At 57.5% G+C, this 16,357-nt stretch carries 15 protein-coding genes; 7 read left to right on the top strand and 8 right to left on the bottom strand.

Annotated features, from left to right (window positions below; genetic code table 11):
• Positions 1-370: 370 nt before the first annotated feature.
• Both AAAC48_RS17670 and AAAC48_RS17675 read left to right on the top strand, forming a co-directional pair.
• Positions 371-613 (top strand): type II toxin-antitoxin system VapB family antitoxin, encoded by a 243-nt coding sequence (locus AAAC48_RS17670; protein ID WP_340655439.1) that lies wholly within the window; start codon positions 371-373, stop codon positions 611-613.
• 2 nt (positions 614-615) lie between these two features.
• Positions 616-1,020, top strand: a complete 405-nt coding sequence (locus AAAC48_RS17675; protein WP_340655440.1) for a type II toxin-antitoxin system VapC family toxin — start codon at positions 616-618, stop codon at positions 1,018-1,020.
• A gap of 247 nt (positions 1,021-1,267) precedes the next feature.
• Here the strand turns inward: AAAC48_RS17675 and AAAC48_RS17680 are convergent, their stop codons facing one another.
• From AAAC48_RS17680 to AAAC48_RS17705, 6 genes are all read right to left on the bottom strand, one after another.
• Positions 1,268-2,203 (bottom strand): response regulator transcription factor, encoded by a 936-nt coding sequence (locus AAAC48_RS17680; protein WP_340655441.1) that lies wholly within the window; start codon positions 2,201-2,203, stop codon positions 1,268-1,270.
• A gap of 190 nt (positions 2,204-2,393) precedes the next feature.
• The gene (locus AAAC48_RS17685) at positions 2,394-3,440 is read right to left on the bottom strand and encodes a hypothetical protein (RefSeq protein WP_340655442.1); all 1,047 of its coding nucleotides are present in this window, start codon (positions 3,438-3,440) and stop codon (positions 2,394-2,396) included.
• Positions 3,441-3,516: 76 nt separating this feature from the next.
• On the bottom strand, positions 3,517-5,364 hold the full coding sequence (locus tag AAAC48_RS17690) for an HlyD family type I secretion periplasmic adaptor subunit (RefSeq protein ID WP_340655443.1): 1,848 nt from the start codon (positions 5,362-5,364) through the stop codon (positions 3,517-3,519).
• Positions 5,361-7,202 carry a type I secretion system permease/ATPase gene (locus tag AAAC48_RS17695; RefSeq protein WP_340655444.1) on the bottom strand — a complete coding sequence of 614 codons (1,842 nt, stop codon included), beginning with the start codon at positions 7,200-7,202 and terminating at the stop codon, positions 5,361-5,363. The genes AAAC48_RS17690 and AAAC48_RS17695 overlap by 4 nt, the downstream gene beginning before the upstream one ends.
• Before the next feature lie 89 nt (positions 7,203-7,291).
• A complete protein-coding gene (locus AAAC48_RS17700) occupies positions 7,292-7,858 on the bottom strand; it encodes a hypothetical protein (protein ID WP_340655445.1) in 567 nt (188 codons plus the stop codon).
• Between the two features lie 158 nt (positions 7,859-8,016).
• The gene (locus AAAC48_RS17705; RefSeq protein WP_340655446.1) at positions 8,017-8,667 is read right to left on the bottom strand and encodes a hypothetical protein; all 651 of its coding nucleotides are present in this window, start codon (positions 8,665-8,667) and stop codon (positions 8,017-8,019) included.
• A 575-nt stretch (positions 8,668-9,242) separates the two neighbouring features.
• On the opposite strand from AAAC48_RS17705, the gene AAAC48_RS17710 reads away from it, so the two are divergent.
• From AAAC48_RS17710 to AAAC48_RS17725, 4 genes are read left to right on the top strand one after another with little or no spacing between them, the layout of a single operon-like run.
• Entirely contained in the window at positions 9,243-10,904 is a 1,662-nt protein-coding gene (locus AAAC48_RS17710) for a LuxR C-terminal-related transcriptional regulator (RefSeq protein WP_340655447.1), read from the top strand.
• A 22-nt stretch (positions 10,905-10,926) separates the two neighbouring features.
• On the top strand, positions 10,927-11,304 hold the full coding sequence (locus tag AAAC48_RS17715) for a hypothetical protein (RefSeq protein ID WP_340655448.1): 378 nt from the start codon (positions 10,927-10,929) through the stop codon (positions 11,302-11,304).
• A complete protein-coding gene (locus AAAC48_RS17720) occupies positions 11,294-11,956 on the top strand; it encodes an alpha/beta hydrolase (RefSeq protein ID WP_340655449.1) in 663 nt (220 codons plus the stop codon). The genes AAAC48_RS17715 and AAAC48_RS17720 overlap by 11 nt, the downstream gene beginning before the upstream one ends.
• A gap of 33 nt (positions 11,957-11,989) precedes the next feature.
• Positions 11,990-12,820 (top strand): methyltransferase domain-containing protein, encoded by an 831-nt coding sequence (locus AAAC48_RS17725; RefSeq protein WP_340655450.1) that lies wholly within the window; start codon positions 11,990-11,992, stop codon positions 12,818-12,820.
• A 724-nt stretch (positions 12,821-13,544) separates the two neighbouring features.
• Here AAAC48_RS17725 and AAAC48_RS17730 read toward each other — a convergent pair.
• Together AAAC48_RS17730 and AAAC48_RS17735 are read right to left on the bottom strand one after the other, a co-directional pair.
• Entirely contained in the window at positions 13,545-14,012 is a 468-nt protein-coding gene (locus tag AAAC48_RS17730; RefSeq protein WP_340655451.1) for a YbhB/YbcL family Raf kinase inhibitor-like protein, read from the bottom strand.
• A 120-nt stretch (positions 14,013-14,132) separates the two neighbouring features.
• On the bottom strand, positions 14,133-15,227 hold the full coding sequence (locus AAAC48_RS17735) for a CapA family protein (protein WP_340655452.1): 1,095 nt from the start codon (positions 15,225-15,227) through the stop codon (positions 14,133-14,135).
• Between the two features lie 596 nt (positions 15,228-15,823).
• Here AAAC48_RS17735 and AAAC48_RS17740 point away from each other — a divergent pair.
• Positions 15,824-16,357: LysM domain-containing protein (locus tag AAAC48_RS17740; protein WP_340655453.1), on the top strand; the 534-nt coding region annotated here is incomplete at its 3' end.

The following is a 16,357-nucleotide window of genomic DNA, read 5'->3' on the forward strand; positions in this document are numbered from 1 at the left end:
GATCCGGGGTGGGAAACGATGGTGCTATAGGCATCGGCGGAAAAGGAGTGAGTGAAATGGACCTGATGAAAGATGCGCAGTTGGTGCAAGCTGGTCGTTTCGAAATGAATGCGACACGGTAGCGGCAGCCGATGAGCCGATGGATTTCAAGGAGCTTCCCACTGGCCTCAGGCAGTCGTGCGATCCGGCCCATGAGCCTGTGCGGGGCATGGACGATGGCGAACTATGACGATCAGGTCCTTGATGACCAGATTTTTTAACGAGGAATAAGCAATAGCGGCGGCCAAGTCCTCTGCTCTCAATTCTTGATAATGTAGATAAGATCGTCTACATTAAAAGTCAAAAATATCTACATTGTGGAGTATAAGCGATGCCCATCAATGTCACAAACGAGCAAGCCAATCAATTGACGCGCAAGTTTGCGAAAATTGCCAATGTCAGTATCACGGACGCCATCGTGATTGCGATGCGCGAGGCCATCGAACGCCGGTTGAATGCGGAAACCCCGATGGAAACCGCTGCCCGGCTGCGCGCCAAGTACAATGTCAATGTTACCGACAAAGCCCGCAAGCCGCTGCCGAAAACAGCGTTCGATGAAATGTGGGAAAACTGAGAATGTTCATTGATGCATGCGCGATCATCGCCGTTCTTTCGGATGAAGCGGAAGGCCCTCGCGTTTCGGATGCCATCGTGAAGGCAAAGCAGCGGTTTACATCCCCCGTTGCGATCCTGGAGACCGCCCTACGACTGGCACGACCAGACAAGTTCAACATGAGCGTCGATGCGATCGAACCAATTGTCATGGAGTTTCTCGAAGCCAGAGGCATCGAGGTACGGGACCTTCCGCCCGCGCAGCGGGCGACCAGCCTTGCCCTATCTGCAGCGCATCGCTACCGGCAAGGCCGGCATGGGCTGAATCTGGGGGATTGCCTGCATTACGCCTGTGCCAAATATTACCGCGTCCCGATCCTCGCCACGCATGACGAGTTCAGGGATACCGATCTTGAAACCGTTCCGTAGATTCCCAGGGCTGCCCCGTTTTCCAGCCGCCGCACTCCTAGGGAGCGCGTCAGCGGACATAATCCAATCTCGGTTATGAAACGGTTTGCGACAGAGCCCTTCAAAGTCAGAAGCGTTTTCCCCCGAACCGTAGACACGCCGTGGGTAGTCGTGGTTAAGCGCTCAAAGCTCTCCGCCGAAAGTACCACGACCGTCAGCCCGAACCAATAGCGTGACAGCTCCCAAATTCAGAGTGACACTCGGAAACTTAGAGCGCCAATGGATCCAGAAGCTCGCTGCCCAATGTGACAAGGCTAGAGAGTTCGCTCAAGCACGCCAAGCCAAACACTGCAAGTGATGCGAGATAGGCCTCACTTGGCCTTGATCTTGGCGCTGGATGCAGCGCTGCACCGTTGGCCTTTGCACCGGCAGACCCGAACTGCTGGGAAAAGACCACGGCCTCGGTCCGGTTCGTAGCGTTGAGTTTTCGCATGATGTGCGAGATGTGCACCTTGATCGTATTTTCAGACAGATCCAGCTCGCTGGCGATGATCTTGTTCGGAAGGCCGCGCCTCAAGGTCGCTAGAACCTGTCTTTCACGCTCCGTGAAGGCAACCGGTGATGCATCGCAGACCGCGAGGGCGTCGTTCACTTCACCGTTGACGGGTACTGGCAGCGCACTGATCGTATCGGAAGAGCTCGATACGATATGCGGGCAGTTTCCATCGTCGGTGACCATCGAACGCGGATAATAGGCGCCGCCGGCCAGGATCAGGCGGACGGCCGCAAGGACGACTTCGACCGGGGCGGAATTTGTCGTGTAGCCCCTGACGCCCCATCTGGCGACTTCCCCTATGATCGCATCGGTTATTGATGCCTCGTCGAGTTGGGTCAGTAGCATGATCGGTGTTTCAGGCCGTAGTTGGTGAATATAGGCAAGATTGACCGAAACCCATTCGTCGGTCAGGTTGCAGTTTTCTATGTTGAGGACAGCAAGGCTGATATTCTTCTCAAGAATGCCGACCACAGCGTCGGCTGTGGCGATATCGTGAATGGCAACTTCGGGAAGCTCGCCCCGCAGAATCCGAATAAGACAGCTTCGTGATAAGGTCTGGCGATCAATAATGACAATGGAAATATATTCGTTAGCAGTGCTACGCATGTCATTGAAGCCGTGCACCTCGGCAGCAAATGATACAGACATTGGACCCCCTTACGCTTTTACGTTTACTCCTTACAAAAATGCGAACCCTCTTTTTTTGAGAGTATTATAAACAATTTGGCGTCGATTAGCTACTTGCAGGTGTGCTTGTGTGTAAGCCCTTCAACCTTCATCAGTTTTTCAGCCACGAGTGACGCTCAAGGGCTTCGGCTCATATTGATAGGTCTCGACCTTAGATCTGTACGAAATCGGCATGAACGATGGTTTCCTGGTCGATAGTCGCCGCTTGCAGCGTGTCGATATCAAGGTCGATCTCGCCGTCCCGATCCGTGACCCCCACAACAGCGTCCTGATCGACATCCACCGTCTGGTGTATCTCAACGCTCGTCGTGACGAGATATCGTTCGTCCAAATCATCCTCAACATCAATCTGAATATCGATATCCTGTTCGAGTTCGATATTCTGGTTGACTTCGACCGCACCGCCAAGCGGTCCGTCGCTGACGCGCATATCAATCATCGTATCCTGCGTAACTTCGACAACGTCGCGCAGGACGACATTCACATAGAGCACGTCCTGCTCGTCATAGATGTCGATGTCGACGAGGACATCCTGATCGATACGCATGTCCTGATCGAGCAGAACGGCAAAATGCCCGTCGCCATCGATGGTGAAGGCGATATCGACATCCTGCTCCATGAACAGGTCCTGATCGATGCTCAGGCGTGCCACCACCTCACCAATATAACCGCTGACGAAGATGCTGGCGTCCTGGTCAACCTCGGCAAGCTGGGTGACGTTGATGCTGTGCGCTTCGTCTGGCGGACTGAGTACGCCGGAGGAAGCATCCGGGCCTATACTATTGGTGCCCTGTTCGGGTGCACTGCCTTGCCCGTCGCTGTGCTGGACAAGTTCGCCGCTCGCACCGTGAAAGGTGAATGCGACGGGCTTTCCTGACAGAAAGTTCTCATCCAGCGAAAAGGAGATGGAAATCTCCCGGTAGTTGCCGGCCTCACCCCATGATGCTTCGGCGAAATGGCTAGCGGCGTGGGACGGTTCAGGATCGTTGAGCGGATATGTTACGGGGCTCTCACCGGCGACCTTTTCGGTCGGCGGCAGCTCCGCTGCTTGTTGCTTTACCAGCGAAGGGGAAGGGAGCGCGATATCGGTAGCCTGAGCCGGGTTTCCGTCGAATCCCGGCCCGATCAAGGTAATCTCATCCGGATGCAACTCGAATAGCGGCTGCAGATTACGCGTGCCCTTTTCAGCAGCAGACATGCGGGCCGCCTCCCTTCCCAAGGAAGAGCGGCGCTAGGTGAGAATGGCGGAGTACGATTAGACGCTCATCCATGGTTCAGTCCTCGCGAAATGCCCGGTTGAAGCTGTCAAATACCGGACGAAGCACGTAATGGGCGACAGTGAACTCTCCCGTCTTGATCATCACCTCTACCGGCATGCCAGGCATAATCTCGACGTCCGGCAGACTGCGCAAAGACGCTTCGTCGATCCGGACTCGCGCGGTGTAGTAGGCCCGTTCCGTTTCCTTGCTGACGAGACTGTCGGCGGAGACATAGGTGAGAACGCCGTCGACCGGAGGCACTCGGCGATGTTTGTAGGAAAGGAGACGCACCCGGGCTTCCAGTCCGGGGCGAACGAGGTCGATGTCCTCCGGTTTGACAAGAGCCCGCACGATCAGCCGGTCCTGACGCGGTACGAGATCAAGCAGCGGCTCGCCGGCGGCAACAACGCCACCCGGCGTGTGAATGCGCAGGTCCGTCACGGTGCCTGCCTCCGGTGCGCGAATAATTGTCCGGGCGAGTATGTCGCTGGCAGCCTGGATCCGCTCGCCAAGCTGAGCGATGAGTGCCTGGGTATCGCGCAGGCTTTGGGCGACTTCGGTGTTTTGGTCGCTTTCCAGCTTCAGGATCATCGCCTGCGATTCGCCGATGGACTGCTCGGCGCGCGAGATTTGGGCCAATATATCACCGTACCGTCCCTCGATCTCGGCCTGTTCGCGTTCGAGCCGCAGCAATCGCACCCGTGTCTGCAGACCCTTGGCGACAAGAGGCGCCACACCGGCAAGTTCTTCCTTGATGATCGCTGCGCGCTTTAACGTCGCCGCCGCCTGGAACCGCAGTCCGGCAATTTCCTGTTCCGTCTGGGCTTTTCGCTGCTGAATAACCTCAATCCGCGACGCCTGGAGTTTACGACGTGTCTCGAAGATCTTGACCTGACCGGCTGTGACTTGCGTGAATTCTTGGGCGTCTTGTGCAACTTGCCCCGGCACTTGAGGGAAGTCGACGACTGTACGGCCGTCGCGCTCCGCCAGAAGCCGCGCCTCCAGCGCCTGTGCTTCTAGAAGCTGCATCTGGAGCACCAGCACATTGGCATAGGCGCGCGTGTCATCGAGTCGAATGAGCGGTTGCCCGATAGCAACCTCGTCGCCATCCTTCACAAGGATGCGTCCGATGATCCCACCCTCGAGATGCTGTATGGTCTTTCTGCTCGATTCTGCCTCGACCGCTCCGCTGGCGATCGCAGCGCTTTCAAGCGGCGCAAATGTTGCCCAAAGGCCGAAACCGATCACAAATATACAAACGATTGAGAAAGCGCCTATGGCGAGGATTCGCAGGCGGTCGAACGGGGTTCCGCCGGATTTCCGCTTAACTGTCGCGCGGCGGGGCGCTGAATGACTGGTGGCGGCAATTGCAAATGTGCCACCGCTGTAAAAGCCGCTGCTCTGGAATTTAGTTGGTCGATCCGACTGTGCTCCGCCTGCCACCGGCACAGTCAACACACCGCTGTGGGCGACGACGATGCCGGAGCCCTTCGCAAATGCATCAACCGTGGAAAAAGCTTGCCGGGCGAAGGCGTATACAGGATCGATCAGCTTCAGGCGCAACTCTGCCATTGCAATTGCATGGCCGTTTCTAGCGATCGTGCCTGATCGTTTCACAAAAGTGCCAATTGCGGAGGAAACCCTGTTGGCAAAGGACTGCGCGGGGCTGATCACGTTCAAGCGTAGCGCAGCCGCGCCCGCTGCGCATCGGTTTGCAGCGACAATGCCGATGTGTCTTGCAAAGGTGTCGGAAGCATTCAGAGAACACTTGGCACGTCGAACCAGCCGATAGAATGGCCGCATGCGCGGCCGTGCTAGGATCGTTGCGAGGTGGTGCACCGTGGCGTGATCGGCTCGGTTCATGACGCGCTCCCCTCGGATATCTCGCTGACAACGGTACTCTGCGTTGCTTTTTTCGACAGCGCGCAGGCCGCCGCCCCCTTGCTATTCAGCCGCTTGACATTCCTTGCAGTGGTGGTGATTCGCGGCTGCCTGACGGGAATGCTGGTGCGTCCGTTCCTGATTTTCTCGGCGATTTCCCGGCGGTTGCCGAATGCGTTGATCATGCCGTTATCGAGGATCAGGACCTTGTCGGCCATGTTGAGAATGCCGAGGCGTTGGGCGATCACGATGATGGTTGAACCCCGGTCGCGCATATCCTGGATCGCCTGACGCAAGGCGTCTTCCCCTTCGGCATCGAGGCTGGCATTGGGTTCGTCCAGCACGAGCAGGCGCGGGTGACCATAGAACGCACGTGCCAGTCCAAGCCGCTGCCGCAACCCGCCGGATAGGCGCATACCGCCGTCGCCGATATTGGTTTCATAACCGTTTGGAAGCCGCATGATCATGTCATGCATTCCGACTATGGAGGCCGCCGCAATGACCTCATCGGGGTGCCCCTCTTGCAGGCGGGAGATGTTTTCGCGCACCGTGCCGCCGAAGAGTTCGATATCCTGCGGAAGGTAGCCGAAGTGGCGATGACCGCCGGAAGCCAGCCAGATGCCGACATCCGCACTGTCAAGGCGAACATGCCCTGCGCTCGGGGCGATCGTGCCCGCCATCAGGCGCCCGAGGGTCGATTTTCCAGCGCCTGATGCCCCAACTATTCCAAGCACCTCACCCGGATTGATGGCGAAGGTGAGCCGCCGTAACGCCGGGGCTTCCGCGCCGGGGGGAATGAAGGTCAACTGCTCGATGGAGAGCTGCCCGTTGGGCCGCGGCAGCTGCATCCCCTTTCGGGACGTCGGAGCGGCAGCCAATATCCTGCGCAAGCGGTCGAAACTGAGGCGTGCACTGGTCACAGCCTTCCACGTGTTGATTGCGCCTTCCACCGGTCCAAGCGAGCGGCCAAGGAGGATAGAGGTTGCAAAGATGGCTGCCGGATTGATGTCGTGCAAGATTACCAGCCAGGCGGCGCAGGCCATGACGACGACCTGGGCAAGAAGGCGCACAAAGCGGGCAACCGCTTGGATCACCGTGCCACGCCCTGCAGCGGCGAGCTGCGCTTCCTTCGCCTGGTGTTGGTCGCTATAGAGCGAATTGGCAACGCCCTGCAGCATTCCCATAGCGCTGATTACTTCGACATTGCGCAGAAGCGATCCGAACCGGTGCTGGCTCTCGACCCAGGCAGCGCTCGAACGGGCGAACAGCCTGCGGGTCGCATATTCATTGAGGAGTGCCAGAGCGATCAGAATGATCGAAGCCGCGAGGCCAATCATGCCGAGGAGCGGATGCACAAGGATCATTGCAAGGATGAATATCGGCGTCCAGGGAAGATCAAAGAGGGAGGCACAGGCACTGCCCGCGAAGAAACCGCGCAGTCCGCCAATATCGCGCCAAGCTTGCGCCGCGGCAGCTGAATCGCCGCGCAGCGCCGAGTGAACGGCTGCCAGTAGAACCGGAGCCTGAAGGCGGTCGTCAAGCCATGAACCGATCCGGTTGAGCATCGAACGGCGCAGCGCATCGAGGGTAGCGTTCACCGCCAGCGCCGCAATGACGATCGATGTCAGCATGATCAGCGTGTCGAGACTTCGGCTCGACAGGACGTGATCATAGATTTGCAGGAGATAAAGCGGGACCGTGAGAGCCAAAAGGTTCACGAAGAAACTGAGCACAAATACGAGAAGCAACGACGGTTTGCAGAGTTCAAATGCGCGTTCTATTTCGGTCGTTGCTCGCGTTTTCAACCAAGAGAGAGCCATGAGCGCGATTCCTGATCATTGTCGTTCGCCGATAGGATGATGAGAGCCGGCGCCCGGACGTATCCGGGCGCCAATGTTAGTTACAGCGATCAACCGAAGTCGAAATCGATGTCTATGCTTGCATCCTGGTCGGCATCCTGATCCTGATCGACATTTACCTCGACATCCTGATCCTGATCGACATCCACGTCGGTGTCGTTGGCCTGGGCGACATCATTATCGGTGTCATTGTCATTGTCGGCGTCACCATCAGCATCTGCATCTGCATCTGCGTCTGCATCGCTGTCATCGTCCGCATTGGCATCGGCATCGGCGTCAGCGTCGTTGTCCGTGTCTGCGTCCTGATCGGAGTCATTATCGATGTCCGAATCATTGTTTTGGTCGGTATCGACGTCTGAGTCCTGGTCGGTATCAACGTCGACATCTTGGTCTTGGTCCTGATCAAGGTCCTGATCGATATCAGCATCGATATCGAAATCGTTGTCTTCAAAATCACCCATGAGTACACACTCCCACATTAGAGGAAAGCCGCCCCAGCGATCCAACACGTGGAACGGACCGATGGTGATGACGCCGATCCTTTCGGTCCCGTGCGCAACCATCGATGGGGGAATCATGTCTGCTTGAGGAGGGCGAAAAAAGCTGCCAATTGGCATTCAGCCGATACGGGCAATGGGCCGGGCTGATTAGCTTAGCTACCCGCGCCGATCAGGTTATTCGAACGGGTGAGCGCTAACATGAATCGGTGAGCCGGTTTGGGTGAGCGAGCGCCGATGTGCTCACCCCGACTACAAAAAGTATGACGAGGAGGTCTTCAGGCGTCGATTTCGCTTACGTCAACGACGACATCCACATCGCCATCGATCGTGGCAAGCTCATCGAGGTAGATCCCAAGACTGGTGATGTCGTCATAATCTTCCAGATCGACGTCGCCATTGGCGACTGCTTCGAGAAGTGAGGCGATGTCGACATCGACATCGACATCGGCGTCTAGATCGTCCCGGACCTCCACGTCGACATCGATATTGTCGTCACTCTCGGTGTCCTGATCTATCGAGGCGTCGAAACTGTTCTCGTCATCGTCCTGCACGTCGACATCCGCATCGCTTTCGATCTCGATATCATCTTCCACGTCGATGTCGATTTCGACGAGGATCGCCCCGTCATCGCCCTCGCTGACCTCGACATCCACTTCTATCCGCTGATCGAGCTCGGGTCTTTGCTCGACATCGACTTCGATGTCCCGGCCATCCGCGTTCTCAGCGTCGGCGTCAACATCGGCATCCTGATCCATTTCGCCGTCCTGATCGATCTCAGTATCGAGCCTGACTTCGGCCGGCCGCGAACCAATTATTGCCACGTCCGTGTCCACGTCATTGTCGATTTCGGAGTCCTGGCCGACGTCGATATCGAGGTCGTCTGCCTCGTCAATTTCATGGCCGTCTTCGTCATCGGGTTCCATCATACGTCTCCATTGCTTAGCGGTCAGCCAGCCTTGGCAATCAGAATCCCATCTTTCGGACAACAAACATAGACGCCAAGTCGGGCGATGCATCGCGGTCCACGACACAGTGAAAGGGCCGTCGGAATTAGCCCGGCAGTAGGTGGAATCTCCTCGTTCACTGAGGATATGACCCGATAAGCCTAACCCTATTGCTCGTCCTGTACCAATAGATGATATGATTTGTCGGCCTCGGCATGGCACGGGGTGGTCGTTTGAGGATGTCCGCAGCGTCGGGTGAAAATCAAGGAGATCGATAGCGGTGACTGGGCGATCGGCGGCGTACCCTGCGCGGGCTCCGTAACATCTGTTACGACTGCCGATTCTAGTCTGAATCCGGATTAAGTTATGGGGCACGAAGCGCATTTCGGACCTCACTGGCCCTTAAATCAGGAGGATACCAAATCGGTGTTTTCCCCCATCGGATCTGCAAGCTGTATGTCCTTTCTTGAAAATACCTGGAGCAAACTCGACTGCTGCGAAATGCACAAATCTGCTAAACTCTCCCCGCAAAAGTGAAATAGTTTAGCGGTTTCGGTATGCGCCAAAAGAGGTCATCTGTCGCAAGCGTGGCCCGGGTACTCGAACGAGGTCGCGAGTCCTACAAACGGCACGCCTGGGCCGATGCCTACAAGTCACTCTCGTTCGCCGACGATATAGCTCCGCTGGGCGTCGAGGATCTCGAACTCCTGGCGATGTCGGCGTACTTGATTGCTCGGGATGATGACTACCTGCGCGTGCTTAGTCGTGCCTATCAGGCGCATCTGGACGCGGGCGATAGTTCGCGCGCGGCTCGCTGCGCTTTCTGGCTTGGATTGCGCCTTCTCTTTCGAGACGAGACGGGCCGCGCGACGGGATGGTTTGCCCGAGCCAGGCGACTTCTCGAATGCCAGGAGCAGCCCTGCGTCGAGGACGGCTACCTTCTCCTGCCAGCCGTGGAACAAGAGCTCAATGCCGGAAATTGCGCAGCTGCCTACGCTATTGCGGCCGATGCGGCAAAAATTGGCGATCGCTTCGGTGAGCCAGACTTGATCGCTATCGCCCGGCATCTGCAGGGTCGTGCGCTCATTCAACAAGGGCACGTTGAGGAGGGGCTGGCGCTGCTGGACGAGGCCATGCTTACAGTCACTGCCGGCGACCTGTCGCCGCTGGTTACCGGTTTGATCTATTGCAGCGTGATCGACGGCTGTCACCAGGTATACGCGGTGGGCCGGGCCCGAGAATGGACACTCGCACTTGCAGAATGGTGCGCGGCGCAACCCGAGATGGTGAGCTTTAGCGGCAAGTGCCTGGTGCATCGCGCGGAAATCATGCAGTTCAACGGCGCCTGGTCAGACGCGATTGCGGAGGCGCGCCGCGGCTGCGAGCGTTTCGAACAGGGGATTGATCCTCAGCGCCCCGCCTTCGCGTATTATCAGCTAGCCGAAGTGCATCGCCTTCAGGGTGAGTTCGCGCTAGCCGAGGAGGCCTACCGGAACGCAAGCCGTTGGGGCTGCGAACCACAGCCTGGCTTGGCCCTGTTGCGGATGGCGCAAGGACGCGTCGAGATTGCGGTGCGAGCGATCCGACGCGTCGTCAGCGCGACAACGACTCCATTGGAGCTGGCAAGACTTCTGCCGGCCTATGTCGAGATCATGTTGGACGCGGGCGAAATCGAGGACGCACGCGCCGCCTGCCAGGAACTACAGGAGATAGCCGAACGGTTTCACACCGGCGTTATAGGTGCGCTTGCCGCGCATGCCCTCGGCGCTGTGCAACTGGCCGACGGCGACCCTCAGGCTGCGCTGGGCTCGCTGCGCCGCGCTTTGCAGGTGTGGCAACAGGTCGAGGCGCCCCACATGGTCGCACGCGCGCGTCTGCTGGTGGGGCTGGCCTGCCGCGCCCTAGCGGACGAGGAGGGCGCAGGTTTAGAGTTGGATGCAGCGCGGGCTGTGTTTGAACAGTTGGGGGCCATGCCGGATTTGGGACGTCTTCAATCGCTCACAAAAGGCGCGCCCTCTGGTCATCGCCAGGGCTTGACCCCTCGTGAACTGCAGGTGCTTCGACTGATCGCAACCGGAAAGACAAACAAGGGAATCGCCACCGAGCTGTTCTTGAGCGGCCGGACAGTCGACCGCCACGTAAGCAATATTTTCACAAAGCTCAACCTTCCTTCGCGTGCGGCCGCAACGGCCTACGCCTATGAGTACAAGCTGATCTGAACCGATGTAGGCGAAACTACCCATGCTGCCGGCCGGCGTAGATTGGGTGATTTCGCCGAAGCGGCGCGTCGCCTTCCGTTCTAATTTTGATTTGCAGGGCAACATTGCAGATCCGAACAATGAGGAAGCCATGTCCAAGATCGAAGATCGGCTAGGCGACGCGGAGCGTCCACAAGAGTTACGCGATCGCCGGTCTGTCGGCGCGCAGGCTCGGGAGCAACTGCTGGCGACGATGCCCGTCACGGAACGAAGGCTGGAACTTGCCGGTATTTCAACCGCAGTGCTGGAGGGCGGTAATGGTGCGCCAGTGGTTCTGCTGCACGGCCCAGGAGAGTACGCAGCGAAATGGATGCGGGTGATCCCTGACCTGGTGACGACGCATCGCGTGGTTGCCCCCTGATTTGCCCGGCCATGGAACTTCGGGAACGCCTGACGGCGAATTGGACGCTGATCGGGTATTGGCGTGGCTCGGCGAGTTGATCGATCGCACCTGCCCAAGACCGCCCGTTCTCGTCGGGCAGATTCTGGGCGGCGCCATCGCCGCCCGCTTCGCCAGCGACCATAGTGATCGGCTCGACCAACTGGTGTTCGTGGACGCCCTCGGCCTGGCACCGTTCCAGCCAACGCCGGAGTTCGGGGTCGCCTTGATCGACTTCATCGCGCGGCCGACCGAGGATACGCACGACCTTCTCTGGCGGCTCTGCGCCTTCGACCTGGACGCAATGCGCGAGCGGATGGGGGAAAGCTGGGAGTGGCTCAAGGCGTACAATCTTGACCGTACCCGCGCAACAAACTTGCACGCGGGGCAGCACAGCCTCATGACGCAGTTCGGGATGCCCGGGATACCGCCGACAGATCTCATGCGGATCACAGTTCCCACGACTCTAATCTGGGGGCGGCACGACCTCGCGACACAATTGGCGATCGCCAAGGCCGCGAGTGCCCGCTACGGATGGTCGCTGCGGGTGATCGAAGATGCCGCCGATGATCCCCCAATCGAGCAGCCCGAAGCATTCCTGAAATCACTGCGCGCCGCGCTCCGCAACCGCTGATCGTAGAGCGTTCCAGCAGAAAGGAAGGAAGTCATGACCACTTTTGAAACCACTCAGCCCGCGTGGGACAAGATCGCACCGGGCTATGACAAGACCAATACGCCCACACAGATGTGGCTCGGGAACGAAAGCCTCAGGCGTGCCGGACTCCTTCCAAACATGCGATTCCTGGATGTGGCGGCCGGCAGCGGCGCCCTCAGTATCCCGGCGGCTCGCATCGGCGCACAGGTAGTCGCGACGGACCAGTCTCCCGTCATGCTGGACTTGCTCAATCGGCGTGCGCGCGAGGAGGGGCTTAGCATCGAAACCCGCGTGATGGACGGTCACGCACTCGAGTTCGATGCCAACAGCTTCGATATTGCCGGATCACAATTTGGCGTCATGCTGTTCCCTGACATGCCGAAAGGTATCAGTGAGATGGCGCGCGTCGTCAGATCGGGCGGCCGCGTGTTGATGAATGTGTACGGCGATCCGAATAAGATTGAATTCTTCAGTTTCTTCGTGAACGCGATCCAGACCGTTCGTCGTGATTTCACCGGCCCCCCGATGGATCCTCCGCCGCTTCCCTTTCAGCTGCGAGAGCCAGAGCGACTGCGCATAGAATTGGCTGCCGCGGGACTGACGGACATCAAAATAGAGACCATCACCGAGACAACCGAGTTCCGGACCGGCAAAGAGCTGTGGGACTGGATCATATGGAGCAATCCGATCGCTGAAGAGGTCCTCGGGGCACTGAACCTGAGGGGCAACGAAAGGGAAATCATCCAACAGACTTTGGAAAAGCTGGTTCGCAAACGCGCCAGCGGCAGCCGCGCCGCTGCTCTGACCAACCCGATTAATATCGGCATCGGGGTGAAGCCATGACAATAATCACTGGTTCATAGCAGCTCTGTCTTTCTCGGCCTGGATGCGGACGGTGAGCTGAAGTTCGAGATTAAGATCAACTAGATATGCTTTGCAGAAATGGCGGACCTGTTGCCGGCACTGCTTTCGGCGCTAGCAGGGAGAGCTCAGCATTGACGGTCGTCGAGAGCGGTACCATTCCCAACGATCTCGCCAGCTCCAGACCCCGATGAGGGAGGCCTTCGCTCTCTCGCCATCATTGGAAGCAAGAGCAATTTGACCCAGGGCTGCCAGTGCGTAGGCTGCATGTCCGGTTTCGCTGCTTGGCTTGGCCAATTACAAAGAGGTCCTCGCAATCTCCGCGGCACTTTCGACCTCGCCTGAGCCAAAAGCGCTTAATCGAGGTGATATTATGCCAATATTTGCTGTTGAGAGCGACCGATTATCGGCATTTTCGAAGGAGCATTTATTAACGGTAAGAGTTCGAACGTCGCAGCCAATTCACAAACTGGGCCGAATTACGAAGTGTCGTCGCCGGTACCAAAAAAATCTGACATCCATCGCGCGTGTTAGGTTCGATTCCGTTCGATCTCCGGGCCCAAAAAAAGTTGCCAAGGCCCTTTGGGCCAAAGATCCGCGCTACGAGAAAGTGCTCATGCTTGCCAATCATCGGCGAGGAGAGGTCGAGCGCAGGCGGCTTCGAGGCTCCATCGTCTACCGCACCGATCCGCCTCCGAGTGGAGCGTCAGCGGCTAAAAATGCCAACGATTTCTTTGGCTGCCAAGATATGTGCCCGAACTGCTGAGGCGACCTGTCGGCAATCCACCCGGGCAGCAAGACCGAGATTAGCAACATCGAGAGCGAGCAGCTGAAAGTGATAATGGTGGGTGCCATGCCCCTTGGGCGGGCAAGGGCCACCATAGCCAATTTTGCCGAAATCGTTCACTGCTTGCCGTAAACCTTCAGCGAGAGTCTCCGCTCTAGGGATCCCTTCCGCAAGTTGTTGCCACCCCGCAGGTATGTCAAAAATTGCCCAATGATGGAACGTGCCTCCGGGTGCGTCCGAATCCTCACAGATGAGTGCAAAGCCTTTCGCCGCCTCAGGGGCACCTTGCCATTCGAACGGCGGCGAAACATCAGCACCACTGCAGGTGTATCGTTGCGGGATGATTGCGTCATTGTTGAAGGCTGAAGTCGTTAGCTTGAAGTCCATGTCAGTGTCTCCTTCCCTGATCGACAAAATACCAGCCGCAATGTGAAATCACATCTGCATCTTCGGATAGAACAGCCTCGTTTCCTGATCTCGAAATGAAAACAGGCGAGGATGCAAATTTCACCACGAAAGCGCCAGTCCGTTGTCTGCGACCGGATGAACTCGACCGCCGAGGTGCAGGCACTCGCGATCGAGCATGTCCCTGAGCCAAACGGCGTCTGCTCGACATGCGCGGTTGAGGCGGAATTTTCTCAACTGCAAGGGCACCATCTGCAAACTCCGCAGGAGGTGGTTCAAATCTTCGATATCGAGGAAATAGCCGAGCGTGAGGTCCGGGCGGAAGATTTCGTGTCCGCTGATGCCCTCATAGTCGTTGATGAAATCGCCGCATCCGTAGAGGATCAGCTTGCCCCTATAAACCTCGATCCCCATCGGGTGATGGGATGAATGTCCGTGAATGACATCGACGTCGGCAAACTCGACCAGACTGTGGGCGAAGTCTCGATGCTCGGTGGGTATATCGTAGCCCCAATTGGAACCCCAGTGGATCGATACAAGGACGAGATCGCCCGGTCGTTTCCACTTTTCGATACTAAAGACAATACGTTCGACCACGTCTTTACCAAAGTTGACCAGAACGTTCACACCCGGTCGTCTGGTCCCGGCCGTCCAGTGAACGGGAACTCCGCTCGACAGGCAGGCCAAGGCGAAGACAAGAAGCCGCTTGCCTGTGGTCAGTTCGAGCATGGCAGGCCGCGCGGCCGCATCGGCATCGCCGCCGGCTCCTGTCGTTGCGATACCGGCCCGTCCAAGCGTCTCAATAGTGTCCTGCAACCCTGTTAGTCCCCAGTCCGCCACATGATTGTTTGCAAGTACGCAGCAGTCGATTTGTGCCGCAGCGATACATCCAATGTTATCAGGATGCATTCGATAGTTGATGCCCTTCGCTTCAGGAATGCCATCCGCGGTGACGCTGGTTTCGAGGTTGATGATCCTGAAATCGGGCGCGCGCCGATTGATCTCGTTCAAGGCATCACCCCAAATATAGTCGAAAGGCACTGCTCTTGGGATCTCGCCCGATGCGCGTTCTGCAAGATCAACGTATCCGAGCGCGGAATGCAGGTAAGACTCGTGTAGCGCGGGATTGCAAGGGCAGGGCATGATTTGATCGATGCCACGGCCGGTCATCACGTCCCCGCAAAGAAAGAGCCTCATCGTTCTGTCCTGGGTTGCGGCCAAGAACCCACTATTTCAGAATCTTGGAGCACAATAATACTTGATCGGGATCATAGGGTTCAAGAAAATCCCTTGCCAACGGGGAGCCGTTCACACATGGCGCAAAGCGGACGCGCTCGCAATACCAGCGCAAGCCACTCCGTAGTGAAATGACGTGCCGGGGCAAAGCAGCTCAAGGTACCGCATCCGGCCGCATTCAGGTCGATCGCGCGCCGAGCGCCGCGGCCAGGTCGTCCATGTCATGCTCCAGTTCATCACGTAACCGGATTTCCATGCGTGGGGGAGCTGGAGCACATACGGCTTTAGGAATCCTAACGCGGTGCGGGAGGTCATCAGGTTGCTTTCGTTGCAAATTTGTAGAGGTCAAAACGACAAGGATACGGGTTCAGTCGGCTGAACACTGATGAAGCTGTGGTGTTCCAGCAGGCGCATTCTCCGATTTCGCCCAAAGCAGCATGATGTCATCAAACCGTTACCCACGCTCTCCATCATGCAGATATTTGTCATCTCAGTTGCACTGGGTCCGCGAGTGAGAGCCTCGAGAGCGCGGAGTATGCTCAACCAGGAGATCGTCTATGTCATATCGCATCGATAGTGATGGAAGCAGCCGTTACAATGCAGCTGGAAACCGTACCACCGCCGTTTCAAATCAACAGCAGCAACTTTTCATCGAACAGATCAACCAGGCAATTCGCGAGCGTGCGAACGCAGGCGGTCCCAACAAGCTCGATGCTCTCAGGGAAAAGACAGTCGTTGTTGAACGTGGTGATAATCTCTGGACCATCGCTAAGGAAAACAATGTTAGCCTTGACGATCTCCTTGCGACCAACAGGATCGCCGACAACGAGGCGATCGTACCCAATGAGATCCTGATCGTGCCACAAAGTTCGCCTGAGGTCGTGGCGAACGGTCCGGCGAACCGCAATGGAGTACCGGAGGGTGAGACATCCTTCATCAGTGACCTTTATGAGCGGTGCAATCAGCTTGCCTATGCGAATGATCCGTCACAAGTTGATTACGACGCTGAAACAACCGCCATGCAGCGGGAAGTCGAAACGTATCTTGATAACTTGCCAGCATCTGATCGCCAGGCAGCGGCGAAGGCACGC

Origin of the sequence: Phyllobacterium sp. (genome assembly GCF_037994405.1) — a bacterium.
GTDB lineage: Bacteria > Pseudomonadota > Alphaproteobacteria > Rhizobiales > Rhizobiaceae > Phyllobacterium.